This is a genomic window from Corynebacterium sp. HMSC22B11 (assembly GCF_001815965.1).
Lineage (GTDB): Bacteria > Actinomycetota > Actinomycetes > Mycobacteriales > Mycobacteriaceae > Corynebacterium.
Window position 1 is genome coordinate 1 of the sequence record NZ_KV823517.1, and the last position, 26163, is coordinate 26163.

General features: G+C 66.9%; 25 protein-coding genes. 9 read left to right on the top strand and 16 right to left on the bottom strand.

The annotated features are described in order from the left end of the window. Positions 1–146: 146 nt before the first annotated feature. Entirely contained in the window at positions 147–1448 is a 1302-nt protein-coding gene (locus HMPREF3088_RS08880; protein ID WP_070759545.1) for a hypothetical protein, read from the top strand. A gap of 181 nt (positions 1449–1629) precedes the next feature. On the opposite strand, the gene HMPREF3088_RS08885 is transcribed toward HMPREF3088_RS08880, so the two are convergent. The 4 genes from HMPREF3088_RS08885 to HMPREF3088_RS08895 all read right to left on the bottom strand — a co-directional run bounded on the left by HMPREF3088_RS08885 (position 1630) and on the right by HMPREF3088_RS08895 (position 4697). Then, a complete protein-coding gene (locus HMPREF3088_RS08885; protein ID WP_070759547.1) occupies positions 1630–2910 on the bottom strand; it encodes a hypothetical protein in 1281 nt (426 codons plus the stop codon). Between the two features lie 11 nt (positions 2911–2921). Next, positions 2922–3062: a hypothetical protein gene (locus HMPREF3088_RS10520; RefSeq protein WP_168167014.1), complete on the bottom strand. Its 141-nt coding sequence runs from the start codon at positions 3060–3062 to the stop codon at positions 2922–2924. A 178-nt stretch (positions 3063–3240) separates the two neighbouring features. Continuing rightward, positions 3241–4353, bottom strand: a complete 1113-nt coding sequence (locus HMPREF3088_RS08890) for a C40 family peptidase (protein WP_070759550.1) — start codon at positions 4351–4353, stop codon at positions 3241–3243. Beyond that, a complete protein-coding gene (locus tag HMPREF3088_RS08895) occupies positions 4353–4697 on the bottom strand; it encodes a hypothetical protein (protein ID WP_070759551.1) in 345 nt (114 codons plus the stop codon). The genes HMPREF3088_RS08890 and HMPREF3088_RS08895 overlap by 1 nt, the downstream gene beginning before the upstream one ends. Before the next feature lie 135 nt (positions 4698–4832). On the opposite strand from HMPREF3088_RS08895, the gene upp reads away from it, so the two are divergent. Beyond that, positions 4833–5480, top strand: coding sequence for a uracil phosphoribosyltransferase (gene upp / locus HMPREF3088_RS08900; protein ID WP_012359692.1), 648 nt, complete (start codon positions 4833–4835; stop codon positions 5478–5480). Here upp and HMPREF3088_RS08905 read toward each other — a convergent pair. Together HMPREF3088_RS08905 and HMPREF3088_RS08910 are read right to left on the bottom strand one after the other, a co-directional pair. Then, a complete protein-coding gene (locus HMPREF3088_RS08905; RefSeq protein ID WP_070759553.1) occupies positions 5421–7028 on the bottom strand; it encodes a phospho-sugar mutase in 1608 nt (535 codons plus the stop codon). The genes upp and HMPREF3088_RS08905 overlap by 60 nt on opposite strands. Next, positions 7025–7873 (bottom strand): purine-nucleoside phosphorylase, encoded by an 849-nt coding sequence (locus HMPREF3088_RS08910; protein WP_070759555.1) that lies wholly within the window; start codon positions 7871–7873, stop codon positions 7025–7027. Before HMPREF3088_RS08910 ends, HMPREF3088_RS08905 begins: the two co-directional genes overlap by 4 nt. A gap of 143 nt (positions 7874–8016) precedes the next feature. On the opposite strand from HMPREF3088_RS08910, the gene HMPREF3088_RS08915 reads away from it, so the two are divergent. Then, a complete protein-coding gene (locus tag HMPREF3088_RS08915; protein ID WP_070759557.1) occupies positions 8017–9228 on the top strand; it encodes an amidohydrolase in 1212 nt (403 codons plus the stop codon). Between the two features lie 108 nt (positions 9229–9336). Here HMPREF3088_RS08915 and HMPREF3088_RS08920 read toward each other — a convergent pair whose 3' ends face one another. The 4 genes from HMPREF3088_RS08920 to HMPREF3088_RS08935 form a co-directional block, all read right to left on the bottom strand. Next, the gene (locus HMPREF3088_RS08920) at positions 9337–9894 is read right to left on the bottom strand and encodes a DUF1707 SHOCT-like domain-containing protein (RefSeq protein ID WP_070759559.1); all 558 of its coding nucleotides are present in this window, start codon (positions 9892–9894) and stop codon (positions 9337–9339) included. Between the two features lie 9 nt (positions 9895–9903). Beyond that, entirely contained in the window at positions 9904–11517 is a 1614-nt protein-coding gene (gene glpK / locus HMPREF3088_RS08925; RefSeq protein WP_070759561.1) for a glycerol kinase GlpK, read from the bottom strand. Between the two features lie 18 nt (positions 11518–11535). Beyond that, complete coding sequence (locus HMPREF3088_RS08930; protein ID WP_070759563.1) at positions 11536–12114, bottom strand: hypothetical protein; 579 nt, start codon at positions 12112–12114, stop codon at positions 11536–11538. 312 nt (positions 12115–12426) lie between these two features. Continuing rightward, the gene (locus tag HMPREF3088_RS08935) at positions 12427–14169 is read right to left on the bottom strand and encodes an acetyl/propionyl/methylcrotonyl-CoA carboxylase subunit alpha (protein WP_210398549.1); all 1743 of its coding nucleotides are present in this window, start codon (positions 14167–14169) and stop codon (positions 12427–12429) included. A gap of 332 nt (positions 14170–14501) precedes the next feature. Between HMPREF3088_RS08935 and prpD the strand changes: the two genes are divergently transcribed. Together prpD and HMPREF3088_RS08945 are read left to right on the top strand one after the other, a co-directional pair. Next, positions 14502–16025: a 2-methylcitrate dehydratase PrpD gene (gene prpD, locus HMPREF3088_RS08940; RefSeq protein WP_070759567.1), complete on the top strand. Its 1524-nt coding sequence runs from the start codon at positions 14502–14504 to the stop codon at positions 16023–16025. 151 nt (positions 16026–16176) lie between these two features. Continuing rightward, the gene (locus tag HMPREF3088_RS08945; protein ID WP_070759569.1) at positions 16177–17364 is read left to right on the top strand and encodes a bifunctional 2-methylcitrate synthase/citrate synthase; all 1188 of its coding nucleotides are present in this window, start codon (positions 16177–16179) and stop codon (positions 17362–17364) included. Positions 17365–17463: 99 nt separating this feature from the next. On the opposite strand, the gene HMPREF3088_RS08950 is transcribed toward HMPREF3088_RS08945, so the two are convergent. From HMPREF3088_RS08950 to HMPREF3088_RS08960, 3 genes are all read right to left on the bottom strand, one after another. Continuing rightward, on the bottom strand, positions 17464–18114 hold the full coding sequence (locus HMPREF3088_RS08950; RefSeq protein WP_070759572.1) for a Maf family protein: 651 nt from the start codon (positions 18112–18114) through the stop codon (positions 17464–17466). A 63-nt stretch (positions 18115–18177) separates the two neighbouring features. Continuing rightward, positions 18178–18510, bottom strand: a complete 333-nt coding sequence (locus HMPREF3088_RS08955; protein ID WP_070759574.1) for a hypothetical protein — start codon at positions 18508–18510, stop codon at positions 18178–18180. A 48-nt stretch (positions 18511–18558) separates the two neighbouring features. Next, positions 18559–20055, bottom strand: a complete 1497-nt coding sequence (locus HMPREF3088_RS08960) for an acyl-CoA carboxylase subunit beta (protein ID WP_070759576.1) — start codon at positions 20053–20055, stop codon at positions 18559–18561. 102 nt (positions 20056–20157) lie between these two features. Here HMPREF3088_RS08960 and HMPREF3088_RS08965 point away from each other — a divergent pair, with 102 nt between their 5' ends. The 4 genes from HMPREF3088_RS08965 to purE all read left to right on the top strand — a co-directional run bounded on the left by HMPREF3088_RS08965 (position 20158) and on the right by purE (position 23529). Continuing rightward, positions 20158–21099 carry a biotin--[acetyl-CoA-carboxylase] ligase gene (locus HMPREF3088_RS08965; RefSeq protein ID WP_246818142.1) on the top strand — a complete coding sequence of 314 codons (942 nt, stop codon included), beginning with the start codon at positions 20158–20160 and terminating at the stop codon, positions 21097–21099. Next, positions 21099–21641: a hypothetical protein gene (locus tag HMPREF3088_RS08970; protein ID WP_070759578.1), complete on the top strand. Its 543-nt coding sequence runs from the start codon at positions 21099–21101 to the stop codon at positions 21639–21641. The genes HMPREF3088_RS08965 and HMPREF3088_RS08970 overlap by 1 nt, the downstream gene beginning before the upstream one ends. A gap of 68 nt (positions 21642–21709) precedes the next feature. Further along, complete coding sequence (locus HMPREF3088_RS08975; RefSeq protein WP_070759580.1) at positions 21710–22972, top strand: 5-(carboxyamino)imidazole ribonucleotide synthase; 1263 nt, start codon at positions 21710–21712, stop codon at positions 22970–22972. Positions 22973–23001: 29 nt separating this feature from the next. Beyond that, positions 23002–23529: a 5-(carboxyamino)imidazole ribonucleotide mutase gene (gene purE / locus HMPREF3088_RS08980; protein ID WP_070759582.1), complete on the top strand. Its 528-nt coding sequence runs from the start codon at positions 23002–23004 to the stop codon at positions 23527–23529. Positions 23530–23653: 124 nt separating this feature from the next. On the opposite strand, the gene HMPREF3088_RS08985 is transcribed toward purE, so the two are convergent. From HMPREF3088_RS08985 to HMPREF3088_RS08995, 3 genes are read right to left on the bottom strand one after another with little or no spacing between them, the layout of a single operon-like run. Continuing rightward, positions 23654–23998: a hypothetical protein gene (locus HMPREF3088_RS08985; protein ID WP_070759588.1), complete on the bottom strand. Its 345-nt coding sequence runs from the start codon at positions 23996–23998 to the stop codon at positions 23654–23656. A gap of 13 nt (positions 23999–24011) precedes the next feature. Beyond that, entirely contained in the window at positions 24012–24842 is an 831-nt protein-coding gene (locus tag HMPREF3088_RS08990; RefSeq protein WP_070759584.1) for a carbohydrate ABC transporter permease, read from the bottom strand. After that, positions 24839–25897: a carbohydrate ABC transporter permease gene (locus HMPREF3088_RS08995; RefSeq protein ID WP_246818143.1), complete on the bottom strand. Its 1059-nt coding sequence runs from the start codon at positions 25895–25897 to the stop codon at positions 24839–24841. Before HMPREF3088_RS08995 ends, HMPREF3088_RS08990 begins: the two co-directional genes overlap by 4 nt. Between the last annotated feature and the right edge of the window lie 266 nt (positions 25898–26163).

Below are 26163 nucleotides of genomic sequence, written 5' to 3' on the forward strand. Positions count from 1 at the left end.
GGGGATGCGGGGGATCCCAGAGTGGGGGCTGGGCCGATTCTTAAGGGGGGCGATTGAATGCGCTCGACCGGTGCTTTAAGGTGTAGCCGAGAATTAAAAAATATGAGCTAAGTCTCATATATTTTTCATCGAGTTGAGGATTCACTATGACGAACCCGGAATCGAACGGGCACCAGAACAACACACCTGAGGAGGGCGGGCAGCCCGCATCCCAGGGCGGTACCGCGCAGCCACAGCAGCCACCGCAGCCGCCACAGTACTGGCAGGGCCAGCCCCAGCAGGGCTATGGGCAGCCGCAGGGGAACTGGCAGGGCCAGCAGGCACCACAGAACTGGCAGACACCACCCCAGGGCAATTGGCAAGCACAGCCCCAGCAGGCCTACGTCCAACCTCAGCAGAGCAACTGGCAAGGCCAGCAGGCACCACAGAACTGGCAGGGCCAGCCCCAGGGCAACTGGCAGGCACAGCAGCCAGGTAACTCTGGCCCTGGAACCGCGGAGAAGATCAGCGCCGCCGTGGGGCAGCGTGCCTTCGCGGCGGCGACGAGTCTGCAGAGCAAGGCACTGCCGCGCCTGATGGGCGGCATCCTTGGCATTCTCGCCGTGCTTCAGCTGATCGCAGGACTGCTCGCGTGGTACCGGATGAGTGCCTCGGCTTCCTTCATGGGGGTCACGGCAGGCGGGGATGTGAAGATCAACGGCTTCGGCTCCCTAAAGGTCGCCGCAGAGATTCCGTTCGAGGGCAAGCATACCGAACGCGAATTTCTCTGGCAGGCGTTCCTCGTGGAGGTCGTCGTCCTGGCCCTCGTGGTGGCCGCGGCGGTGTTGGTCTTCCGTAACCTCAAGTTCAAGATGGCGGGTATCTTGGCCGCTGCCTCGGGTGGACTGGGAGTTCTGTACGCGATCATCTTCTCTTCGCAGCTGCGGGAGCTGATCAGCTCCGATGCGGAGGACTTCCTGGACATGGTGAACTTGAGCGAGCAGGGTAAGGGATTTGGTTTCTACCTCAGCGTTCTCATCAGCCTCCTCACCATCGCAGTGGGCGTGTGGCTGATCGTGAAGAAGCCTGCGGAGATCGACGCGCAGCGCAATAAGTTCCTTGGTGATGTGGCGAACCGCTCCAGCAAGCAGGCCAATGCTGCCCAGCAGCCTGCGCAGCCGCAGGGGAACTGGCAGGGTCAGCAGTACGGTGGCCAGCCACAGCAGGGCAATTGGCAGGCCCAGCCGCAGCAATACGGTGGCCAGCCACAGCAGGGGAACTGGCAGGGCCAGCCACAGGGTTATGGTCAGCCTCAGCAGTACGGCGGTCAGCCGCAGCAGGGCCCGGGTCAGCAGTACGGTGGTCCGGCTCAGAACTCGACCTCCAATGAGCAGGGCACCCCAACTGACGGAAACCAGCTCGGCCAGTCCGATGACCAGGCCAATGGCGGAGACACCCCGCAGAACTAGCGAGCTCCATGGGACTCACTGAGCCCTGACCCGGTACGCACGGCTGGTGGCTGCCGTGGCAGGCTGGGGTCAGCTCAGCGCCAGGGATACGGGTCTAGAAGCACATGAAAGGGCGCCTCCCGAAAGATCATCCTTTCGGGAGGCGCCCTTTCAGCTTTTCTTAGGCAGCTAGCGGCTCACGCTAGAACTTGCTGAAGCGCTTGATGAGGTCATCCTCCAGCTGCTTCCAGCCGCGCACCTCCTCGTCGAAGGGCGCGGTCGGCGTGGTGCCGGACGGCGAGCCCGTGACGTAGGCGATGTAGGTCTGCAGGCGCGGGAAGCCGACCAGAACCTTGTTCACAGCATCGTCGCCCGCCCAGTCGGCGGCGTCGGCCAGCAGCTCATAAGCGCGGCTCAGCTGCTTCGGATCCACCGCGTCCACGGACTTGCCGATGTCCTCGCGCAGCCCGGTGAAGGTGTACTGGTTCAGGTCGTGAACCGTGACCTCCAACTCGCCGGCATTCGCGGCCTGGACGATGTCGCCCCAGGTCTCCATCTCCTCAAGGTCGTGCTGCGGGGCGTCGATGAGCCAGCGCACCAGGGAGCGAGGATTGGGGAAAGTGTTGATCTGGCCGTGACGGCCCAGGAACACCGGCTTGCCTCCCACGTAGCAGCGCAGGGTGTAGACCCGCTGGCCGTTCAGGGAGATGCGGATCGGGTCGATACCGGCCTGTGCCCATAGCGTCTTGTCGTACGGGTCGGTGTCTTCGTCGGCGGTGCTGCCAGCGGCGGCCTTCTCCGCGGCGGCGTCCTCCCGCTTCTTCGCGGCAGCAGCGCTGGCATCGGCCGCGGCCTTCTCGACTGCGTCGATGCGCTTCTGGGACTCCGCGACGGCCGTCTCGTCCACCTCGACCTCGGTGAGGCCGTCCTCGAGGTCGTCGAGCATCTCCGCCCAGGCGCCGAGCACGATGCGACCCATCGCGGTCCACTCTTCGACACCGTTCTGGCCGGAGTAGTGGTCCGCGCCGCGGTAGATGTTCTGCAGCATGGAATAGGAGCCGAACCATTTGTTGATCGACTCGATGCCAGCGACACCGCCGATGGACTGCAGCAGGCGGTACGCGCGGCTGACGTCCCGGACGTTCTCGTAGCTTGCCCGGCCGGCCAGCTGGTTCGGAGCCTCGATCAGGGAGATCTCCTGGATCTTCTGCGCCGACATCTGGGCATCGGCGTCCGCCTTGAGCTCCTTCCACTTCGGGTGTTCGGCGAGGACGTGATCGTTGCTGCCGACAACGTAGGCGTGGAGCTCGGCGGGGGAGGAGAACACGGAGATCGTGTCGTCCTTACCCAGGAATGCCTGCCACTTTTCGCCCCTGACGACCCACAGCGGGGCCCAGACGGTGTACCAGGTGCCGCTGGTGGTCTCCATCTTCAGCGTCACGAGCTGGTTTGGTTTAAACGTTGTCGGTTTGGAAGCTGCCATGATTGCGGATTCTACCCGGCCGGATCGGAACTCATAGCCTCGACATTGCGAAGCCGGGCATCGAGCACCTTCGGCACCACAGCAGGGGGTGCGCCCAGGAACTGCGCCTGAAGATATTCCTGTTCCTCCGGCTGCGTGACGATCCGCGCCAAGCCCGGAACGCTCCGGGAAGAATGAGCCCCACCCATGTTGTGAAATCCCCCTTTGTTAAACCGGCTCTGTGTTAAACCGACCCAGCCTGGACCGACCCAGCGTGAACCGGCCGAGCCTGAACTGAACCAGTGCGAACTAGCTCAGTGAACCTTTTCAGTGCCCACAGACTAACCCCAGCTAGCCGGTGGGGCGGTAGAAACCGTGGAAACCCATGCCGATATTCTCCGTGCGGATCGGGCTGATACCCACCGGGTCGCCCGCCTCGATCAGCTGGCCGTCTTCGATGACCATCGCCACGTGACCATCCCACACCGCCAGATCCCCGGGCTGCACCTGATCCATCGGGATCTGCGGTCCCACCGCCTGCTGATCGGCCAGGCGGGGCAGCTCCACCCCAGCTTGCCCGTAGGCCCACTGGACGAAACCGGAGCAGTCGAAGCCCTGGCCTGGCGTGGTGCCGCCCCACACGTACGGGGTGCCCAGCTGCGTCTTCGCTGCGGCCACGGCCTTGGCCGCTGCCTCCGTCGGGGCACCTGCCACAGCATCGCTGGATGCCACAGCGTCGCTGGATTCCGCAGCGTCGCTGGAATCCGCGGCGTCACCGTGAGCCACTTCGGGTCCCGTGGCGCTACCCGCGTTCGCCGCTGCGGGAGGCTGTCTGTTCGCCCCCTCGGACGGCGCGGGTACTGCCGGGATCGCCTCCGCCGGCACCGCTGTGGCCGTCGCCTCAGCTCCCAGCCCCAGCAACTCCTGGCCTAGCGCCTGCACGCGGGCCTCCGCCCTGCCCAGGTGCTTGCAAGCAATCGCCTGCGCCTCCGCCAGCGCCACCGGTGCAGTCGGGCCGAGCAGCTGCACCGGATTCATCGCACCGCCGATCTCCGCCAGGGCTTCCATCGCGATTGCCCCGACATCCTCGATCGCCGCCAGGACGGCCTGCTGCCCGCGCCCAGCGACCGCGTCCAGCCCCTGGCGGACTTCCTCAATGAGGTCCACCGCAGCCGAACCTTGTGCGAACTTGGCGGCCATCGCCCCACCGGCCTCGCCGAGCACAGCCGACCCGACTGTCTGGATGACCTCCCCGGCGAGCCCGCTGACCCCGGAGCCCAACAGCGCGGACACTCCAGGCTGTAGCGGCTGTGGGATGAGGGCTGCGATGGGCTCCACGAGCCCCAGAAAATCCGGGATGCAGCCGCCTCCGCCGAGCACGGAGCCAGCCATCTCCCCAAGAACGGAGCCGGCCACGTCCTCGATCACGTCCCCTCCAGCTGGTGCCAAAACAGGTGCACTCATCACCGAACACCTCCCGCAAGTGCTTCAAAGCCAGCCTGGGCTGCCTGCTCATGCTCGTCCACGCGCCCCCGGAACTCATCCAGCGCACCAGCAGCGCCCTGGTAGAACCTCGCCAACTCCCCGGTGGTCTCGTGGTGCCGAGCCCGGGCCTGCTGCAGTGCGGCCAGGAACCTCCCCAGCTCCGGCAGGAATGGCAGCTCCACGTGTGGCGTGTGCGGTGGGGCTGTCGCAGCCAGCTGCTCTGCCACCGTCCGCGCCTCCTGCGCTGCTGATTGGATTCGCTCCTGCTCGGCGATCACCTGGCCGCCACTGTGTCCCCCAATACCGTTCGTCAAAGGCACCATTGTTCCCCCTGAATCTTCCCTGAATCGTCTCGGTGCGTGAAGTAACTCAGAGGTATTAGACAACGGGGACGGTCATTTGGTTCCCGCCCGTGCCAATTTTCTCGCGTGCCCGGTGCTTAACGTAGATTTGGAGTCATGGACATCAAGGTGGTCAATCATCCTCTCGTGCGCGCCCGTCTGACGATTATGCGCGACGCCCGCAGCAACAACGTGGTCTTCCGCGACGCCCTCGCGGACCTCGGTGCGATGCTGATCTACGAGGCCAGCAACGACCTCGAGACTGAATCCTTCGACGTGGAAACCCCCGTCTCCACCGCCGAAGGGCACCGGCTGAAGAACCCGCCAATCATCGTCCCCATCATCCGCGCCGGCCTCGGAATGATCGACCCGGCACTCTCGATGATCCCGGACGCCCAGGTGGGCTTCATCGGCCTGGCCCGCGACGAGAAGACCCACGAGCCAGTCCCATACCTCGAGGCCCTGCCGGATGACCTCTCCGGACAGCCCGTCATGTTGGTCGACCCGATGCTCGCCACCGGCGGCTCCCTGCTCAACGCCGTGGAGCTGCTCGTCGAGCATGGTGCGGACGACATCACCTGCGTGTGCATGGTCTCCGCCCAGCCGGGCGTGGACAAGCTGGTTAACTCTGGCCTGCCGGTGCGAAAGCTCGTCACCGCCACGATCGACCCGGCGCTCGACGAGAACGCCTACATCGATCCGGGCCTAGGCGACGCCGGCGACCGCCTCTACGGCCCGCGGAATATCGACCTCGAGAGCCGCTAGCGCAGCCTCCACCTGCTCGCGGTCCGTGGCCTCGCCCACGGCCTCCAGGTAGAACTTCGCCTTCGGCTCCGTCCCGCTCGGCCGGGCGACGACCCGCAGCGCCACGCCGTCTGCATTACCCACCAGGCGCAGCCCCTCCGCGGCCTCGTCACCCAGCAGTTCGGCGCTCATCGCGGCCCCCGCCAGGTTTTCCGGCGGTGCGGCCGCGATTTTTTTAATGACGTCCGTGGCTTGCGCAATGGACTCCAAGCGGATCGACAGCTGGCTGGAGCGGAAGCAACCGAACTGCTGCTCGATGGCCACCAGCTCGTCCGCCAGGCTCCGTCCCGCCGCGGCGAGCTCCGCCGCCCACGCTGCCGCGACCAACGCGGTGGCGATGCCGTCCTTATCTGCGACGATGCCGGGGGTGGGGCAGGTGCCGATGGCCTCCTCGTAGGCGAAAGTCAACTCCCCGGGGCGACCTTCCGCCGCACGCGCCAGGTGCTTGAAGCCCGTTTTCGTCTCCACGTACTCCCACCCGCTGGCCTGGGCCATCACACCCAGCAGTTGGGAGGAGACGTAGGTCGTCGCGACCACCGGCGGGGCAGCGGCGTCTGCCGCCACGTCAGAGAGCACGCGGCGGGCCAGCAGCGGGCCGGCCTCGTTGCCACTCAGCATCCGGTAGGTCGGCTCGCCACCGGTGGGCACGCCAAGCATGCAGCGATCCGCATCCGGATCGAGTGCGATCAGCAGGTCCGCGCCGACCTCCTTGCCCAGTGCGAGCAGCAGGTCGGTCGCGCCGGGCTCCTCCGGGTTGGGGAAATCCACGCTCGGGAATTCCGGGTCCGGCCAGCGCTGCGCTGCCACCGCATGGATATCCGCGAAGCCATTGGCTTGCAGTACAGACTCCAGCGTGTCCCCGCCGACCCCATGCATCGGGGTATAGGCGATGGTCAGGGCTCGCCGTGCGGTGAGCACCGCGTTCTCGCTACTAACAACCGGGGCGCTGATCGCGGACTCGTAGCCCTGGGATGCGCCGAGTTCAAGCTGCACGCTGCGGGAGCGGGCGACCTCCTCGGCCGCCGGCTGGGCCGCGATGGCTGCCTCGATCTCGCGATCGGCGGGGGAGACCAGCTGGGAGCCACCAGAAAGGTACAACTTGTAGCCGTTATCGCCCTTCGGGTTGTGCGAGGCGGTGATCTGCACGCCGGCGTCCAGGCCGCGGTCGCGCACCAGCCAGGCCAGCACCGGGGTGGGATTGTTGCCACCCAGCAAGGTGACGGTGAAGCCCTTGGCCGCGAACACCTCGGCGGTGGCTCGCGCGAAGGTCTCGGAACCGTAGCGCGCGTCGTGGGCCACCGCTACCGCGATATCGGCAGCGACCCGGTCTGGATGCTGGGCGATCAGCCAGTCGGCCACCCCGGCGGTCGCCCGAGTGACGGTCGCGACGTTCATACGATCCGGGCCCACGTCCACTGGGGCGCGCAGCCCCGCGGTGCCGAAACTCAGACCCGGCTGGGAAGTGTTGTCCTGCGGAGCTGGAGTCGTTTCCTGCGGGGTGGGGCTCACGACTGGATCACGCTCGCGAGCAGGGAACCCATCTCCTGAGCCGCGGCCTGACCGGCGGCCAGCACCTCCTCGTGATTCAGCGCCTCCCCGGTCACGCCTGCCGCCAGGTTCGTGACCAGCGAGATGCCGAGCACATCCACGCCAGCCTCCCGGGCGGCGATCGTCTCGTAGACCGTGGACATCCCCACCAGGCCCACCCCGAAGGTGCGCAGCATGTGGATCTCCGCCGGGGTCTCGTACTGCGGCCCTGGCATCATCGCGTACACCGCCTCACGAATGCTGGGTCGCAGCGCCTTGACCTTCTCTCGCAGCTCGGGGGAGTACGCATCCACCAGGTTCACGAAGTTCGCGCCCACCAGCGGGGTCTTCGCCGTGAAATTGATGTGATCGCTGATCAGAACCGGCTCTCCCACAGACATGCCCTCAGTCAGCCCGCCTGCCGCGTTGGTCAGCACGACCTGCTTCACGCCCGCGGCGGCAGCGGTGCGCACAGCGTGCGCGCACCGCCACAGCTCGTGGCCCTCGTAGGCGTGCGTGCGGCCCAGCAGGATCAGCACGTTGCGCTCACCGATGCGCAGCGCCCGAATGGTGCCCCCGTGGCCCTCTGCGGTGGGTGGCAGGAAGCCCGGCAGGTCGGACATCGGGAACTCCTGGACGTCGCTGTCTGCGGCCTCGCAGACCACGTCCGCAGCTGGTCGCCAACCGGAACCCAGGACGATGGCGACGTCGAAAGCAGAAAAACCAGTCTTCTGCAGCAACGCCGCGGCAGCCTGCTCCGCGAGCTCGTAGGGGGCCTGCCCGGGGTTCGACGCCGCGGGCGAGGATTGCGCATTGTGGCTAGACATGGCCCAAGGCTACCGCGAAGTCACGCGCCACAGGGGTGGGCATATAGAATGGTGTTTCATGCGGCGTAACTAGACAACTCGGTCTTGAAGCGCCACAATCAGCAGACATCGACAATTATTGGCTTTAAGCCGGGAGGCATGCAGTGCAACACGGCGGACCCACCTCTGAGGCGGCCCAACTCACTCAGTTCGTCACCCTGTGGCTGAACGAGAACGTGGACCGTCTGATCGAGTGGCGGCGCCACCTGCACCGGAATCCGGAACTCTCCCACATGGAGGACGGCACCACCGCCTTCATCATGGGGATCCTCCGCGACGCCGGCCTTACACCGCAGGAGATGACCTGCAAGGGAGCCACCGTCGACATCGGGCCCGACACCGCACCAATGATCGCCTTCCGCGGGGACATCGACGCCCTCCCGGTCACCGAAACCACCGGCCTCGAGTTCAGCTCCACCGTGCCCGGCGTGATGCACGCCTGCGGCCACGACATGCACACCACCATCCTGCTGGGGCTCATGGTCGCCCTGGCTGCCTACGTCGAGGAGTACGGCGAGGACGCCCTGAGTGTGCGGGTGCGTGGCATCTTCCAGCCCGCCGAGGAGGTTCTGGACGGTGGGGCCAAGGACGTCATCGCGGCCGACGCCCTGCGTGGGGTGAACCAGATCTTCGCGGTGCACTGCGAACCGAAGCTGCGCTGCGGGCAGATTGGTGTGCGCGTGGGTGCGATCACCTCGGCCACGGACGTCATGGAGATCGTCCTGCGCGGCCCCGGCGGCCACACCTCGCGCCCGCACCTGACCGCGGATCTCATCAACGCCGCTGGCCTGGTCGTCACGATGCTGCCGCAGCTGCTGAGCCGGCGGGTGGACCCACGTAGCGGCACCGTCGCCGCCTTCGGCTCGATCCACGGCGGCCAGGCCTTCAACGCGATCCCTGAGGAGGTTCGTCTCGTTGGGTCCTTCCGCACCGCGGAGGTCGGGGTGTGGCGCGAAAGCGAGGCGATCGTCCGCGAGCTGCTGGACGAGATCGTCGCCCCGACGGGCGCGACTGCGGAGCTGCACTACACGAAGGGCGTGCCGCCGGTGACCAACGACGACGTCGCGACCGCGCTGCTCGCGCAGTCCGTGCGCAACGTCGATCCGCACTCCCTGGTGGAGGCGCCGCAGTCCAGCGGCGGGGAGGATTTCTCCTGGTACCTGGAGCACGTGCCGGGCTCGATGGCACGCCTGGGAACGTGGACCGGCGAGGGGGAGAAGCCGGATCTGCACCGGCCGAATATCATCTTCGACGAGCGCGCCCTGGGTATTGGTGTCCGGCTCTTCGCCGGGGTCATCGACCAGTTCCGTCCCTAAGCGGAGCCCTGCGCTGTGCTCCGCGCCGGAGAGACGGCGCGACTGGGCTGGAGTCAGCGAGGGGTAGTGGCGCGGGACGCCGGGGGAGCATCAACCCACGGGGCAGTCTTAACGGTTGAGGCGGCGCTGCTGGCGTAGCTGGCGAACGGCGTGGCGCTGTTCGCGCTCGAGCTGCCGATTCGTCGGCATGTACCACGACTCCGGGCCAATCTTGAGCATGTACAGCAGGATCGCCATGACGGGGATGATCCACATGAACCAATCCGAGACGGTGGTCAGCATGAGTGCGCTGACCACGGAGAGTGCCATGATCCCGCCGCGGATATTGCGCCCCCGCTTGGAGGCCACGGCGACCTCCTCGGCGGTATACACCTGCCTGCCATAACCCGGCACCGCAACCACCTGCGATGGCTGCGCCTGGTCGCCGCGTGGGATGCGGGGGAGATCCAGGAAAACCTCCGAGAGCTCGCCATGCACCCTGGCGTTGGCGATGTGGCGGCAGCGTTCGTCGTACTCTGAGATGTCTAGCCGGCCCGCCTCGAGGTGCTTCGAGAGCAGGTCCATGGCCTCTTCGCGCTCCTTATTCCCGATGCGGACAGCGCTGCGGGGATCGGGCCGCGAACCGTGTTCCCCCGGCCGGTTCTGCGGGTCATTCGAAAAAGTCATATAACGAGCCTACGCTTTCGTGGCCCAGTCGAAGGTGCGTTCCACAGCCTTATTCCACATGCGGTAGAGCTCGTCCCGCTCTTCTTCGGAAGCCCGCGGGGTGAAGGTGTGCTCCTCCTGCCACAGGCGCCGGATTTCCTCCTCATCCCGGAAGAAGCCCACCGCGAGGCCCGCGGCATAGGCCGCACCCAGGCAGGTGGTCTCCGTGATTTTCGGGATCGTGACGCTCACGCCCAGCTGGTCGGCCTGGAACTGCATCAGCAGGTCGTTTTCCACCATGCCGCCGTCAGCCTTCAGGCTGGTCAGCGGGACGCCGGAGTCCGCGTTCATCGCCTCGACGACCTCCCGGGTCTGGAAGGCGGTGGCCTCCAGGGCGGCGCGCGCGATGTGGGCTTTCGTCACGTAGCGGGTCAGTCCCGTGATCACCCCGCGCGCCTCGGGCCGCCAGCGGGGCGCGAGCAGCCCGGAGAAGGCGGGGACCACGTAGCAGCCACCGTTATCCGCCACGGAGCGGGCGAGGGGCTCGATCTCGTCGGCGGTGTTGAAGAAGCCCAGGGAGTCGCTGAGCCACTGCACCAGCGAGCCGGTCACGGCGATGGAACCCTCCAGCGCGTACTTCGGGGGCTGATTCCCCAGCCGGTAGGCGATGGTGGTGATCAGCCCGTGCTTGCTGCGCTGCGGCTCGTCACCGGTGTTGAGCAGCAGGAAGCTGCCGGTGCCATAGGTGGACTTCGCGTCCCCCGGTTCCAGGCAGGCCTGCCCAAAGGCAGCGGCCTGCTGATCGCCGAGGATGCCAGCGATCGGCACGCCCTGCACCGGGCCGGAGCGGCGCACCCGGCCGATGACCTCGCTGGAGGCGACGATCTCCGGCAGCAGGGACATCGGGATGTCCCAGATCTTGCAGAGTTCCTCGTCCCACTGCTGGGTGGAAAGGTCCATCAGCATGGTGCGGGAGGCGTTCGTGACGTCGGTGACGTGCTTGGCGCGCTGGCGTCCTGCCTTGGCCCCGGAACGGCGACCGGAACGGGAAAGGGAGGACCGGGTCAGCTCCCAGATCACCCAGGTGTCGATCGTGCCGAAGGCCAACTCGCCGCGCTCCGCACGCTCGCGGGCGCCGTCCACGTGGTCCAGGATCCAGCGGATCTTCGACGCGGCGAAGTACGTCGACGGCGGCAGGCCGGTGCGCTCTTCGATAAGTTCCCGCTCCTCGTCGGTGAGAGCGTCGACGAGGTCGGAGGTGCGGGTGTCCTGCCAGACGATCGCGTTGTAGATCGGCTCGCCGGTGGCCCGGTCCCAGATCACCGTAGTTTCACGCTGATTGGTGATGCCGACGGCCGCGATCTCCTCCGGGGTGATGTCCTCGGAGGCGGCCGCGTCGGCTATGACACGGCGGATATTGAGCCGGATCTCCTCCGGGTCGTGCTCCACCCAGCCCGGCTGCGGGAAGATCTGCTCGTGCGGCAGCTGGCTGCGACTCGCGATCTCCCCGCGACCGTCGAAAATGATGCAGCGCGTGGAGGTCGTCCCCTGGTCGATGGAGAGGACGAATCCCCGACGGGAGTTGGTCAGGCGGGCGTACTGCTCAGCGACCTGGTTGGAAAACTGATTCGCGAGGGTGTCCATCGTGTGCGGCTGCGGGACCTAGCGATTTTCCCGACCGCGGAGAACTGCGGACACGACGAGCAATGCGATACCGCTGCCCACGCCGATCATCGAGATCCAGCGGAGGGTATTCAGCGAGCCGCCGGACTTGGCGGAGATGTAGTTCTTCCCCTCGTTGCACTCGATGTGCGCGCCCTGGATGTTCTCGGTGAACTCCACCCGGGCGTACACTCCCTTGACCTTGGTGAACGGCAGGGAGACGTCCTTGATCTTGACGTCCTCGTCGGTGAGGTCCTCCAGGTCCTTGACCTTGTCGTGGATGGGCTTGCTGCCTGGGCCGAAGAAACCACAGGCGGTGGCCTCGAGGGCGTCCTTATCGGCGAGCAGGTAGTAGGAGGTGTCCGCCTTCACTGCGGTGGGGTGATCCTCGGAGAATCCCTTGACGGAAGAGAGGCTGACGATCCACGTGATCGCGCCAATGACCAGGAATACGGCGCCGATGATTCCCAGCAACTTGGGGGAGACCCGTCGCGTGTCGCGGTCGTGCTCTTCTGCCTCGGTGGACGTGTCGGGCACCAGGTCCGGCTGGTCCGTGGGGTCGAGGTGGTTATCGTTCATAGTTATGAAACTCCGCAAAACAGGGTGGGCACCGGGAACAAGCGAACCATGCCGCGAACTCAAAGCCACGTTCGCAGCCAGAAGCGCCGCCCCCAAGGGCATAGGCCAGGCCCCAGCACTGGGTCGTGGGTGACCACTGGCATGGACCAGATCTACCAATCCATTCTAAACAGACCCCCATGCCGGTGGGTAGCTCACCCTTACTCTCGCGCCCGGTGTTGCCTGGCGAACTCTGCCGGAGGAGCCGGGATCGGCCACGCCGAAGAAAGGCGGGAACGGCAGTGCGGAAGAGGTCGGGGGCGGGGTAGCGGGTTAGTCGTCGAGAATCTCGAAGAGCGCCTGGTTCTTCGTCACGCTATCGCCCGGGGCGATCGCGAGTCCGGTGACTACGCCCGACTTGTGCGCTTGCAGGGCGTTTTCCATCTTCATGGCCTCCAGCACCAGCAGGGTATCGCCCTCGGCGACACGCTGGCCCTCCGAGACCTCGATCTTCACGATCGTGCCCTGCATCGGGGCGGCCACGGTATCGCCGGTGATGGCGGCCTCGCCCGCGGCGGCGCGGCGGCGAGGGGCCCGCTTCGTGCGGCCTCCAGCGGCCATCAGCTCGCCCGGGACGGTGATCTCCACGCGGCGGCCCTCCACCTCGACGGTGACGCGCTGGCGGGGCAGCTTCTCCTCGCCGCCCGCCGCTGCGGATGCGTCCTCCGTCGACTCGGGCAGGGAGCCGTCCCACTCCTCTTCGATCCAGCGGGTGTAGACCTTGAAGCCATCCTCCGCGGTGAAGTCCGGGTTGTTCAGCATCTGCTGGAAGAAAGGGATGACCGTCGGCAGGCCAGCAACCTGAAACTCCCGCAGTGCACGCTTCGAGCGGGCGATGGCCTGCTCGCGGTCCTCGCCCCACACGATGAGCTTGGCCAGCATGGAGTCGAACTGACCGCCGATGACGGCGCCTTCCTCGATTCCGGAGTCCATGCGCACGCCTGGGCCGGACGGCTCGCGGTAGGCGGTGATCATGCCTGGGTTTGGCATGAAGTTATTGGCTGCGTCCTCGCCGTTGATGCGGAACTCGATGGCGTGGCCACGCAGCGTCGGGCGGCTGGTCCGGGACAGTGGGCGGCCTTCTGCGATGCGGAACTGCTCGCGCACCAGGTCCCAGCCGGTGATCTCCTCGGTGACGGGGTGCTCGACCTGCAGGCGGGTGTTGACCTCCAGGAAGCTGACCAGGCCGTCGGAGCCAACCAGGTACTCCACGGTGCCCGCGCCCTGGTAACCCGCGGCGCGGCAGATCTCCTCGGCGGACTCGTAGATCCGGCGGTTTTGCTCGGCGGTCAGGAACGGGGCTGGAGCTTCCTCGATGAGTTTCTGGAATCGGCGCTGTGTAGAACAGTCGCGGGTGGAGGCGACCAGGACGTTGCCGTGCTTATCTGCCATGACCTGCGCCTCCACGTGGCGGGCGCGGTCGAGGTAGCGCTCGACGAAGCACTCGCCGCGGCCGAAGGCTGCGATGGCCTCGCGGGTGGCGGAGTCGAAGAGATCTGGGATCTCCTCCATCGTGTAGGCGACCTTCATGCCGCGGCCACCGCCACCGAAGGAGGCCTTCACGGCAACCGGGAGGCCGTGTTCCTTGGCGAACTCCTCGACCTCGGCGGCGCTGGAAACGGGGTGCTTCGTTCCCGGTGTCATGGGAGCATCGACCATCGCGGCGATCTGGCGTGCGGTGACCTTGTCGCCGAGGCGGTCGATGGCCTCCGGCGGCGGGCCGATCCAGTTCAGGCCAGCGTCGATGACGGCGCGGGCGAAGTCCGCGTTCTCTGCGAGGAAGCCGTAGCCGGGGTGGATGGCATCGGCGCCGGACTCCTTGGCCGCGGCGATCAGCTTGTCGATGTTCAGGTAGCTCTCGGCGGAGGTCTGCCCGCCCAGCGCGAAGGCCTCGTCGGCCATGCGGACGTACGGGGCGTCGGCATCCGGCTCGGCGTAGACCGCGACGGAGGCGATGCCCTCGTCCTGTGCGGCGCGGATGATGCGGATCGCGATTTCGCCGCGGTTGGCGATCATCACCTTCTTGATGGGGGTGATGCCCTCGGAGCTGGCCGTCGCAGCAGCATCTTGAGCTGGCGCGCTCGACACCTGATCCGTCTTGGCCGTCACGACGTTAACTCCTCCAATGTGGGTCCTCTTTGAACTCATCACCCTACCGCTATTCGTTTCCGAATTGTTACCTGGCACGCGGTGTTTTGCTCAAGCTCTACTGAACTGGGGTGGGGCTGACGTGCCCTCACAAGCCAACTATGAATTCTCTCACTCGCTGGCTTTAGGGAAAGTGCTTCGCGTGTCTGCTGTGCAGTCTATTATTTTCGCCAAGCTAAGGAGTTGTGAGGAGGCTCATAGTGAAAAACCACGTTGTCCGTACCCGAAAGTCTGCCGAAGAGTTCCCGAGGGAGGAACATCTGGCGTGGAAGATCGCGACGATGGCTGCCGACCCCGTCGCCGTCGACGAGGACGTCGAGGAGATGGTCGTCAACCGCGTGATCGACAACGCGGCCGTCGCGGTGGCCTCGGTGCTGCGCCGCCCGGTGTCTTCCGCCCGCGCCCAGGCCCTATCGGTCGGCCGTCCGCTGCAGGGGGAGGGTGCGACCGTCTTCGGTGTGACGGACAGGGTCTCCCCGGAGTGGGCGGCCTGGGCCAACGGGGTGGCGGTGCGAGAACTGGACTTCCACGACACCTTCCTGGCTGCGGACTACTCCCACCCGGGGGATAACATCCCCGCCGTGCTCGCGGTCGCCCAGCACCGCGGTGCGGACCTGGGGCTGACCGGCAAGGACGTGGTCCGGGGGATTGCCACGGCTTATGAGACCCAGGTCAACCTCGTGAAGGGGATCTGCCTGCATAAACACAAGATCGACCACGTGGCCCATCTGGGTCCGGGTGTGGCTGCGGGCCTGGGTACCCTGCTGTCGCTGGATCCGGAGCAGATCTACCAGGCCATCGGCCAGGCGCTGCACACCACGACCGCGACCCGCCAGTCCCGCAAGGGAGAGATCTCCAGCTGGAAGGCCCACGCCCCAGCCTTCGCCGGGAAGATGGGTATCGAGGCAGTCGACCGTGCACTGCGCGGGGAGGGGGCGCCCGCCCCGATCTGGGAGGGCGAGGACGGCGTGATCGCCTGGCTCCTGGACGGGCCGGAGGGCGAGTACACGGTTCCGCTGCCGGAGCCGGGGGAGCCCAAGCGCGGGATCATGGACACCTATACCAAGGAGCACTCCGCCGAGTACCAGTCCCAGGCACCCATCGACCTGGCCCGGCGCATGCGCGATCAAGTCGGCGACCTGAGCCAGATCGAATCCATCGTGCTGCACACCAGCCACCACACGCACTACGTCATCGGCACCGGCTCCGGAGACCCGCAGAAGTTCGACCCGCACGCCTCGCGCGAGACCCTCGACCACTCGGTGATGTACATCTTCGCCGTGGCTCTCGAGGACGGCACGTGGCATCACGAACACAGCTACGCCCCGGAGCGGGCGCAGCGGCCGGAGACCATCGAGCTGTGGCGGAAGATCTCCACGGTGGAGGATCCGGAGTGGACCCGCCGCTACCACTCCGAGGACCCCGCGGAGAAGGCCTTCGGGGCCCGCGCGGTGATCACGCTGAAGGACGGCACCGTCATTGAGGACGAGCTCGCCGTCGCCGACGCGCACCCGTTGGGCGAGCGTCCTTTCGAACGCGCCAACTACGTCGAAAAGTTCCGGACTCTGGCGGAGGGCGTCATCGACGAGGCGGAGCAGAACCGCTTCCTGGACGCAGCCGAAAAGCTGCCGGCGATGAGTGCTGCGGAATTCGGGGAGCTCAACATCCGATTCTCAGCGGACACCCTGGGTCGCGCGCCGCAGATCCCGCGGGGCATCTTCTAGCGCGCAGCGGAACCTCGACGGGCGCGGAGGACGGGCGCGGAGGGGCCCGAAGACCAACAGCAACCGATTCCACGCAGCGCCCGAGCCGCAAGCACCAAAGCCCAAGAGCACCACCTGAGCCACAGCAACGAGGAGCAAAGGAGCTTCCACCATGAGCACGAACACGCAAAACGCCAACGCCCAGAACAACGCAGCCGAGCAGCCGGAGGTCCGCAAGGGGCTCTACGGGGTGGTCGCCGACTACACCAGTGTCTCGAAGGTCATGCCGGAGACGAACTCGCTGACCTACCGCGGCTACGCCGTCCAGGACCTCGTCGAAAACTGCACCTTTGAGGAGGTGTTCTACCTCCTGTGGAACGGCGAACTGCCCACCGAAGAACAGCTGACCGAGTTCAACAAAGCAGGCCGCTCCTACCGCAAGCTCGATGCCGGGCTGATCTCCCTGATCCACTCCCTGCCCACCGACTGCCACCCCATGGACGTCATGCGCACTGCGGTGAGTTACATGGGGACCAAGGACCCGGAGCACTTCACCCCAGACCGGGAGCACATCACGCACGTCGGCCACAACCTGCTGGCCCAGCTGCCGATGGCCATGGCCATGGACATCCGCCGCCGACAGGGCGAGGATATCGTTGCCCCGGACCCGGAGAAGGGGGTGGCGGAAAACCTGCTGGCCATGGTCTTCGGCAACGGGCCGGACTCGCCGGCGAGCAACCCCGAGGACGTGCGGGACTTCGAGAAGTCGCTCATCCTCTACGCCGAGCACTCCTTCAACGCCTCCACCTTCACCAGCCGCGTCATCACCTCGACCCGCTCTGACGTGTACTCCGCGATCACCGGCGCGATCGGCGCACTGAAGGGGCCACTGCACGGCGGTGCCAATGAGTTCGTCATGCACACCATGCTGGAGGTCGACGACCCGGCGAAGGCAGAGGAGTGGGTCAACACGACCCTCGATAACAAGGAGCTCATCATGGGCTTCGGCCACCGCGTCTACAAGAACGGGGATAGCCGCGTGCCGAGCATGGAGCAGTCCTTCCGCGCGCTGGCCGAGCGCCACGACGGGGCCAAGTGGGTGGCGATGTACGAGAACCTCGCCGCGGCAATGGACAAGCGCACCGGGATCAAGCCGAATCTCGACTTCCCGGCCGGCCCCGCCTATTACCTACTGGGCTTCCCGGTGGACTTCTTCACGCCACTATTCGTCATCGCCCGCGTGGCGGGGTGGACGGCACACATCGTGGAGCAGTACGAGAACAACTCGCTGATCCGCCCGCTGTCGGCCTACAACGGGCCTCAGCAGCGGAAGGTCGTGCCGATCGCCGAGCGAGGGTGATAGGCAGGGCACACCGCGACGTTGGGAACCCGGCTAGCCCCCGAAGCTGATGCCGGTGGCGCGCCGGGGCGATGACCGTATCAGCCACCCTGGCCGGGGCTAGCGGTTCCAGAAATCCGAGACGCTGAGCCCGAAGTGCTCCAGCGCCTGGCGCACCAGCGGCAGGGATAGCCCGATGACGCTGGAAGGATCCCCCTCGATGCGGTCGATGAACCAGCCGCCGAGGGCCTCCAGCGTGAACGCGCCCGCGCAGCCCCAGGGCTCGCCGGAGGCGGCGTAGGCCTCGATGTCCTTATCGCTGGCATCCGCGAAGAACACACTCGTGGCCGAGGAACCCTCGAACCAGTGCCCGTCGTGGTAGATCGCGTGCCCGGTGATCAGCTCCGCCCGTTTGCCCCGTTGCTGCTGCCAGCGGCGCACGGTCTCCTCCGCGGTGTGCGGCTTTCCCTGCAGCTCCCCGTCGAGCAGCAGCATGCTGTCCCCGCCAATCAGGACGTCGCCCTCGCCCAGCTGGAGCCCATCCTCCAGGACGGCATTCGCCTTGGCCTTGGCCAAGTGGCAGACCTTTTCGGCGGGGGTGGGGGTACGCCCCTGGCTCGCGGCCTCGTCGATCAAACGCTGCATCGCGGCGTCCTCGTCCACACCGGAGACCTGGACTACTGGCTCCACCCCGGCGCTGCGCAGGATGGAGAGCCGGGAGGGGGAGGAGGACGCCAGCACGATGCGTGGGGTGGCCTGGGAGTCAGGCATGTCTCGCTCCTTGAAAGGGACGGGAGTTAAGTATCGGTGTGCCGCCGCCGCGATGAGCGGCAGCTAGGCCTGCGGCAGATTCGGGCTGCGGAAGCCCGCCGGATTCGGCTCCGGGGCATTGGGAAAGGGCTCGCCCGCGGAGCCATACCAGCCGCGGGTGTTCGGCTTGGCGCGGCGGCGCTCTTCGGCCTGCTCGGTGAGCTCGCCCACCAGCTGTTCGAGGGCCTGGCGCTGGACGGGCGTGGGATTGCCCTTCACCACCTCGACGGCGGCCTGTGGCTCCGCCTGCGGCGCCTCCTTCTCAGCCGACGCGGCACCGGTGCGGTGGGTCAGCCGTGCGCTGGTGAGCTCTGTTGGCTGTGTCTTGCGGCGGGCGCGGGAAAACTTTCTGCTCATTGATGCTCCAAACGTGTGCTTGGCGGGGGCTCGGTGGGCAGCGGGGCGCTAGAAGGTGACGATGCTGTGCTTGCGCGGGTAGCCGTCCTCAACCTTGCGCTCCAGCAGGGCGAGGCCTTCCACCAGCTTCTGGCGGGTCTCACTCGGCGGCAGCACCGCATCGACCAGCCCGCTCGCCGCGGCCTCGTAGGGATCCTGGGCGCTTGCCTCGTCCGCGCCGATCTCGGCGGCGAAGGTATCAGCGTCCGCCACCGCAACCTCCGCGGTCGGCCACGCGAAGACCAGGTCCGTGCCCATCCGCTTCGCAGCCAGGGCCAGGTAGGCGGCGCCGGTGGCCTTGCGGGTGATCACCGTGATCTTGCCGACCGATGCCGCAGCCGTGGTGTGGAAGAGCTTCGCGGTGCGGCGGATCACCGGCGCGTCCGCCTCCTCCGGCAGGAAGCCCGGAGCGTCGACGAAGGAGACCAGGGGCACGTTGAAGGCGTCGCAGAGCTGGATGAAGTAGCTGACCTTCTCCGCGGAGTCGATGTCGATGCCACCCGCCTTGACGGTGGGCTGGTTGGCGATCACGCCGACTACGCGACCTTCAAGGCGGGCGAAGCCGGTGATGATGTTCGGCGCGAAGCCCAGGCTCAGCTCCAGCAGGCTGTCCTCGTCCAGGACTGCGGCCAGCACATCGCGGACGTCGTAGGTTTCGGACCCGGAGTCCGGGATCAGGTGGTTGATCTCGTGGACCAGCGCGGCAGCGTCGGCACCCTCCTCGGCGCGGCGGTTCGCCAGCTCGGTGTTTACAGGCTCCGTGGCCGGTGCGATCGCCCGGTTATTGGAGGGCAGGTAGGTCAGAACGTCGGCCACCGTGTCCTGTGCGGCGGACTCGTCGGGGACCACGATGTGGGCGGTACCAGTCTCCTGCGCCTCGACCACCCCGCCGGGGTTGGCGTCCATAGACAGGGAACCCTGCCCGTCGATGGAGATGACGACGTCGGACATCGCGATCCCGTGCACCTGCACGCCACGGCACTCGCCGGCGACGACCGCGATCTGCGGGATCACGCCGGAGGCCTGGGTCTGCAGGCGCAGGATGCGGGAGTACATGTCCAGGGCGATGATGCCCTCCTTGAGACGGGCGCCCGCACCCTCGTAGAAACCGATCACCGGGGTGCCGGACTTCAGCGCCAGCTCCAGCACCTTAATAATCTTCGCGCCGGTGGTCTCGCCGATCTTGCCCTCAAAGAGGGTCGCATCCTGCGAGAAGATACAGACCGGGCGGCCGTCGATGGTGCCGTGGCCGGTGACCACGCCATCGGTCAGCGGGCGTTCCTTCTCCAGGTCGAAGGCCTTGGAGCGGTGCCGGGCCAGAGCATCGATCTCCACGAAGCTGCCATCATCCAGTAGCGCTTCCACCCGTTCGCGGGCAGTGAGTCGACCGGCGCTGTGGACCGCCCGCACCGCGTCCTCCCCGGCAGGTTGGCGGGATTTCGCCAGGCGATCCTGGAGGTCCGCGATCTTTCCGGCCGTGGTGGACGTGTCATTCTGAGGATTCATGGCACACAGTCTAGATCATGCAGCGGGTCAGTCCCTATGCCACACGAGCTGGGTGGCTGAGGATGGCGGGGTGTGTCCGCGCCGTGTTCTAACATCAAGGGCATGCAAACTTCCCGTGTTCTTCTCGACGCCGCCACCTTGCGCGAGGTGCTGCCCGCCCTCGGCTGTGGGGCCGTGGAGGTGCTCGATCAGACGACGAGCACCAATAGCGTGCTCGCTGAGCAGGTCCGGGCGGCGCTGGCGGCAGGCGAGGAGGTGCCGGAGTTCTCCGTGCTCTTTGCCGAGGAGCAGACGCAGGGCCGGGGGAGGCTGGACCGGGCGTGGGGTGCGCCGCGTAGCAGTCAGCTGATCGTCTCTGTTGCCGCTCGACTGCCGGGGGTGGATGTGGCGACCCGGCTGGGGCTGTTGCCACTGCTGACCGGTGTCGCGGCGGTGGACGCGGTGCGCGCGGTGAGCCGGGCAGCTGGTGCGGAGGTCCCGGCGGAGCTGAAGTGGCCCAATGACGTGATGGTGGACGGCCGGAAGCTCGGCGGGATCCTCGTGGAAGCCGTGCAGCTTGAACCCGAACCGATCGTGGTGATCGGCCTGGGGCTGAACGTGGATCTCCAGCGCTCGGAGCTGCCGGTGCCGCATGCGACTTCCCTGGTTCTGGAGGGCATGCCGGGCGACCAGGAGTCGAGCGAGGGCGGCCCAGCCAACCCCGACATGGCCGATCCGGGTTCGAGCGAGCCAGACCCGGCCGAGCCTGGCCCCGGAGTGCGCACCCGCCTGGCCATCGCGCTGATCGACGAGCTGGTGGGCGGGCTACGCCGCTTCATCCAGCTGGGCGGGGCACCGCAGAGCGTGCTGCCGCGCTACCGACAGGTCGTCGCCACCCTGGGCACGAAGGTCGTGGTCCACCTTCCGGACGGCACGACCACCCACGGCGTCGCCCGAGACGTGGAGGGTACCGGTGCGCTGGTTGTGGACGTCGACGGTGGCGGAGAGCTGGTCGTCGCCGCCGGCGACGTCACCCACCTGCGACCCGCGGAAGGGGAGAGCTGATGGCCTTCGGGAAAATCACCTTCGAACCAGGCGAGCAGATTCTCGCCGAGCTGTGCCCCAACCGTCGCTCCCTGCTCTTCCCCGTGCTGGAGCTGCTGCTGATCACCGGGGTCACCTGGGCACTGATCGGGATGATCGACCACTACCTCGACGCGGAGGCGCTCCGCCTGCTCGGCTATAGCCTCCCCGTGCCCAGCCAGCTGGCGATGCACGTTGGCGAACCGTTCTACGTTGCGGCCCAGTGGGGTCGGCGCGCGCTGGTGGTGCTGTGGCTCTTCCTGGCCTGGCGGCGCTGCGGGCGCCAGATGATCTTCCGCGCCCGCAGCCGGATGATGCTCACCAACGAGCGCCTCATCACCGCCACCGGGCACTGGCGCAGCCAGACTGCCCAGGTGCCGCTGGAGTACATCGTGGACGCTCGGGCGAAGGGCTCCACCGTCTCCGTGTTCGTGATGGGAACCCGCAATCCGATCGTGCTGCGGGACGTGCCCTATGCCAAACGCTTCGTCCGGCTGATCCGCAGTTACACGCGGGCACTATGATTGGCCGTGTGAAAGATTCAGCTCATTCTTCTGCACCATCCGCTTCCAATCCCAACGCCGAGGCCGGCATGACCCGCGCTGCTGACTGGTCCATCGCCCGGGCGGCTGCCCACGCGCCGGGCGCCCCATTGGTGACCATCATCGGCGATGGCCAGCTGGCCCGCATGATGCAGCAGGAGGCCGTGGAACTGGGCCTGTCTGCCCGCGTGCTTGCCGGCTCCGCCGACTCTTCTGCCGCGCAGGTCACCGCGGACGTCGTGCTGGGGGACTACACCAATAAGGCACACGTCGCGGAGGTCTCCAAGGATGCCGATGCCGTGACCTTCGACCATGAGCACGTGCCAAACGAGTTCCTCGACGAGCTCATCGCCGCGGGCATCAACGTCCAGCCGCAGCCGAAGGCCCTGATTAATGCGCAGGACAAGCTGATCCAGCGCCAGCGCCTCTCCGAGTTGGGCGCCCCGGTCCCGGCCTTCACCGCCATCGCGAACACCGAGGACGCCGCCGCCTTCTGGGGTACCACCGGCGGCAAGGTCTGCCTCAAGGCCCGCCGCGGCGGGTACGACGGCAAGGGCGTGTGGTTCCCGGATTCCGAGGCCGAGCTCAACGAGCTGGTCGCCGAGCTGCTGGACAAGGGCGTGCCGCTGATGGCCGAGGAGAAGGTCGAGCTTGTCCGCGAGCTCTCCGCCCTGGTCGCCCGCACCCCGTCGGGGGAGGCGAAGGCCTGGCCGATCACCGAGTCCGTCCAGGAGCGCGGCATCTGCGTGGAGGCCGTCGCCCCAGCCCCGGGCCACGACGGAGAGGTCCTCAACCAGGCCCGCGAACTGTCCCGCACCATCGCCACCGAGCTGGATGTCACCGGCGTGCTCGCCGTCGAGCTCTTCGAGTTCCGCGACGCCGAGGGTTCGCTGGCGATCAGCGTCAACGAGTTGGCCATGCGCCCGCACAACACCGGGCACTGGACCCAGAACGGTTCCGTGACCAGCCAGTTCGAGCAGCACCTGCGCGCAGTGCTGGACCGCCCGCTGGGCAGCACAGATCTCACCGCGCCCGCCACGGTCATGGCCAATGTGCTGGGGAACGACGATGCCGACCCGGCCATGCCGATGCACGAGCGGATGGACCAGGTGTGGCGCCGCTTCCCGGCGGCCAAGATCCACATGTACGGCAAAGACTGGCGCCCGCGTCGCAAGATCGGGCACGTGAACCTCTCCCTGCCCGCAGGCCAGCCCGCGACCGACGAAGCGGTGGCACAGCTGCGCCGCGACGCCCGCCTGGCCGCGGACTTCCTCGTCGCCGCCGAGTGGTCCGACGGCTGGACCGAAGCCTAGAAACCGATCAGCCCCAGGAGGCACATAACATGACTAGCAACAAGAACTCTGCCCCCACCGGCCCGCAGGTCGGCCTGATCATGGGCTCCGATTCCGACTGGCCGACCGTCGAACCCGCCGCAGAGGTGCTGGCCGAGTTCGGCATCCCGATGGAGATCGGCGTGGTCTCCGCGCACCGCACCCCGGAGCGCATGCTGGATTACGCGCGCGAGGCGCACAAGAACGGCGTGAAGGTCATCATCGCCTGCGCTGGGGGTGCTGCGCACCTGCCGGGCATGGTTTCGGCAGCCACGCCGCTGCCGGTCATCGGCATTCCACGTGCTCTGAAGAACCTCGATGGCCTGGACTCGTTGCTCTCCATCGTGCAGATGCCGGCGGGCGTGCCGACCGCCACCGTCTCCATCGATGGTGCGAAGAACGCTGGCCTGCTGGCCGTCCGCATGCTCGCGGTGGCTGACCCGGAGCTCATGGAGCGCATGGTGAAGTACCAGGAGGATATGCGCGATAGCGTCATGGAGAAGGACGCCGCCTTGAAGCGCAAGCTCCTCGGCGAGTAGTTTCCAGCTGCCGCAAAGCTGGGCCTCGCAGCTCAGCAACGCCATCGCCGGGCCTCGCAGCTCGGCCAGGAAAGGCAAAAAGCGCCCCTCGGGGCGCTTTTTCTTTGTGCTCTCCAGGGGCGCTCTAGTACTCCCGGTAGCGGCGGTAGCGACGCCACACCAGCCAGCTCAGCAGCAGTAGGACCGCGAAGAATACACCGGGCCAGGGGGAGGGCTCGGGCTGGAAGACATTCCACACCGCCTGCACCCCGGCCAGCAGGGTGAAAAAGCCCACGAAGCCCAGGGCGGACTCCCAAACCAGCTTCTTGCGCTGGCCGTCCGGATCCACCTCGCCGGCTGTGGCGCCACTCCGGGCAGATTCGCCGGTGCGCCCGCCCGCTCCACCGGCGCGCTCGTCCAGCCCGCTGGCAGCCCCGCCGACTGGCCGGTCCTCGCGCGTGCCCCGCGCCACGTCCTCAGGTTTCGACACGTTCAACCAACCCCTACTTCACGCCACCGGCGGTCAGCCCGGAGACGATGCGGCGCTGGAAGACCAGCACCATCACGACCAGCGGCACCGTCACCAGCGCGCCGGCGGCCATCGTCGCCGCGTAGGGGAACTCGTAGGCCGAGGCCCCGGAGAAGCGGGCGATCGCCACGGTCACCGGCTCCACGGCGGGGGTGGACAGCTGCTTGGCGAGCATGAACTCGTTCCAGGTCGCGATGAACGCCAGGATGGCCGTCGTAAACAGGGCGGGCGTGGCCAGCGGAAGAATGACCTTCCGGAAAGCCAGGCCACGGGAGGCGCCGTCCACGCGGGCGGCCTCCTCCAGCTTCCACGGCAGCTCGCGGAAGAAGCTGGTCAGCGTGTACACCGTCAGCGGCAGCACGAAGGAGATATTCGGGATGATCATCGCCTGGTAGGTGCCGATCCACTCGATCTTGGAGAAGAGCTGGAACAGCGGGGTGACCAGCGCGATGCCCGGGAACATCGAGGCCGCCAGGATGATGCCCGTGACCAGCCCCTTGCCGCGGAAGTCCACGCGGGCCAGGGCGTAGGCGGTGAACACGCCCACCGTGAGCGCGATCGCGGTGGTCGCGGCACCGATGATCAGTGAGTTGCCGATCGCCCGGAGGAAGTTATTGCCGGCGTCGGTGGCCAGCGCGTCGCGGAAGTTCTCCAGCGTCAGGTGGCTGGGCAGCGGGTTGGTGGAGAAGGTGTAGCGCTTGTCGCGCAGGGCGGTGACCACCATCCAGTAGAACGGCGCGAGACCCCACGCCAGGATCACTATGACGGCGAGGTAGTTGCGCAGAGTCTGGGTTGCCTTCTTCATCGCTGTCCTCCCGTCGCTGCGGTATCTACGGTGTGCGCGCCCTGCGCGCCCGCTGCGTTGCCCTTGTCGGGGACGTCGCCGCGGTCGGTCTCAGCCTTCTGCTCGTTCTTCTTCGTGGCGACGCTCCCGCCGCGCAGCCTGCTCAGCAGAGACTTCTTTGGCTTGCTGCCAGCATCCTGGGTTCCGCCGATATCGGCGCCCAGGAACCTCACCATCACGTATGCCACCCCGAAGATCAGCAGGAAGATGAGGGTGGACAGGGCGGAGGCTGAGTTGTAGTTGCCCTGCTTGGTATCCGTGATCACCAGCTGGCTGATCACAGCAGTGGGGGAGTTGGAGGACTCGGAGATCATGATGACCGGCAGGTCGTACATGCGCAGCGCGTCCAGGGTGCGGAAAAGCACCGCGACCATCAGCGCCGGGCGGACCAGCGGCAGGGTGATCTGGGTGAACTGCTGCCACTTGGAGGCCCCATCCACGCGGGCGGCCTCGTAGACACCCTGCGGGATCATCTGCAGGCCCGCGAGGATCAGCAGCGCCATGAAGGGTGCGGTCTTCCACACGTCCGCGATGATCACCGCGAAGCGGGCGGCCCACGGGTCGGTGGTCCAGTGGATCTGGGTGCCGAGCAGGGAGTTGATGATGCCCTGGTCGGCGAAGATGAACTGCCAGAGCTTCGCGGTCACGGCGGTGGGGATCGCCCAGGGCACGAGTACGGCGGCGCGCAGCAGGCCGCGGCCGAGGAAGCTGCGGTTCATCACCAGTGCCATCCACAGGCCCAGCAGGGTCTCCAGGCTGACGGTGACCACTACGAAGAAGAGGGTGATGCCGAGCGCGGGGTAGAAGTCCGTCGGCAGCATGCCGGAGGTGCACTCCACCACGGTGCCGTTCGAGCTCATGCAGCGCTGGGCGATCCACGTGAGGTAGTGGTCGAAGCCTGCGAAGCCACCCTCCACGAACATGCCGGTGTCCGGGTCGAGGTGCCGGTTGGCCTGGAAGGAAAGATAGATGGCCCGCAGGATTGGGTAGCCGATGACCAGGGCCAGCAGCAGCATGGCCGGGCCGACGAGCCAGACTGCGCGCAGGTCACGGCGTGGCTTGCTGGGGTGCGTCGCCTTCGCCTTTCTGCCGCGCGGCGCGGTGCCCGGTGCAGGCGCCTGGTCGGCCGGTGCCGCCGATGTCGGCGAGGTGCTCACAGGCTTTCTCCTTTTGCCGTTGACGGGCCCGCCGGGGACACCGGCGGGCGGGTTGCATAAAAAGCATAGTCGCCATCCCCGACAGGAATGGCGAGGCGGCCGCCACATCATGGTGATGTGGCGGC

What these genes read in the sequence shown, in the direction of transcription:
- HMPREF3088_RS08880 (WP_070759545.1), top strand. Translation starts at nt 147, where the DNA reads ATGACGAACCCGGAATCGAACGGGCACCAGAACAACACACCTGAGGAG.
- HMPREF3088_RS08885 (WP_070759547.1), bottom strand. Translation starts at nt 2,910, where the DNA reads ATGGCAGCTTCCAAACCGACAACGTTTAAACCAAACCAGCTCGTGACG.
- HMPREF3088_RS08890 (WP_070759550.1), bottom strand. Translation starts at nt 4,353, where the DNA reads ATGAGTGCACCTGTTTTGGCACCAGCTGGAGGGGACGTGATCGAGGAC.
- HMPREF3088_RS08895 (WP_070759551.1), bottom strand. Translation starts at nt 4,697, where the DNA reads ATGGTGCCTTTGACGAACGGTATTGGGGGACACAGTGGCGGCCAGGTG.
- upp (WP_012359692.1), top strand. Translation starts at nt 4,833, where the DNA reads ATGGACATCAAGGTGGTCAATCATCCTCTCGTGCGCGCCCGTCTGACG.
- HMPREF3088_RS08910 (WP_070759555.1), bottom strand. Translation starts at nt 7,873, where the DNA reads ATGTCTAGCCACAATGCGCAATCCTCGCCCGCGGCGTCGAACCCCGGG.
- HMPREF3088_RS08920 (WP_070759559.1), bottom strand. Translation starts at nt 9,894, where the DNA reads ATGACTTTTTCGAATGACCCGCAGAACCGGCCGGGGGAACACGGTTCG.
- glpK (WP_070759561.1), bottom strand. Translation starts at nt 11,517, where the DNA reads ATGGACACCCTCGCGAATCAGTTTTCCAACCAGGTCGCTGAGCAGTAC.
- HMPREF3088_RS08930 (WP_070759563.1), bottom strand. Translation starts at nt 12,114, where the DNA reads ATGAACGATAACCACCTCGACCCCACGGACCAGCCGGACCTGGTGCCC.
- HMPREF3088_RS08935 (WP_210398549.1), bottom strand. Translation starts at nt 14,169, where the DNA reads ATGATCGCCAACCGCGGCGAAATCGCGATCCGCATCATCCGCGCCGCA.
- HMPREF3088_RS08945 (WP_070759569.1), top strand. Translation starts at nt 16,177, where the DNA reads ATGAGCACGAACACGCAAAACGCCAACGCCCAGAACAACGCAGCCGAG.
- HMPREF3088_RS08950 (WP_070759572.1), bottom strand. Translation starts at nt 18,114, where the DNA reads ATGCCTGACTCCCAGGCCACCCCACGCATCGTGCTGGCGTCCTCCTCC.
- HMPREF3088_RS08955 (WP_070759574.1), bottom strand. Translation starts at nt 18,510, where the DNA reads ATGAGCAGAAAGTTTTCCCGCGCCCGCCGCAAGACACAGCCAACAGAG.
- HMPREF3088_RS08960 (WP_070759576.1), bottom strand. Translation starts at nt 20,055, where the DNA reads ATGAATCCTCAGAATGACACGTCCACCACGGCCGGAAAGATCGCGGAC.
- HMPREF3088_RS08965 (WP_246818142.1), top strand. Translation starts at nt 20,158, where the DNA reads ATGCAAACTTCCCGTGTTCTTCTCGACGCCGCCACCTTGCGCGAGGTG.
- HMPREF3088_RS08970 (WP_070759578.1), top strand. Translation starts at nt 21,099, where the DNA reads ATGGCCTTCGGGAAAATCACCTTCGAACCAGGCGAGCAGATTCTCGCC.
- HMPREF3088_RS08975 (WP_070759580.1), top strand. Translation starts at nt 21,710, where the DNA reads ATGACCCGCGCTGCTGACTGGTCCATCGCCCGGGCGGCTGCCCACGCG.
- purE (WP_070759582.1), top strand. Translation starts at nt 23,002, where the DNA reads ATGACTAGCAACAAGAACTCTGCCCCCACCGGCCCGCAGGTCGGCCTG.
- HMPREF3088_RS08990 (WP_070759584.1), bottom strand. Translation starts at nt 24,842, where the DNA reads ATGAAGAAGGCAACCCAGACTCTGCGCAACTACCTCGCCGTCATAGTG.
- HMPREF3088_RS08995 (WP_246818143.1), bottom strand. Translation starts at nt 25,897, where the DNA reads ATGCTGCTGCTGGCCCTGGTCATCGGCTACCCAATCCTGCGGGCCATC.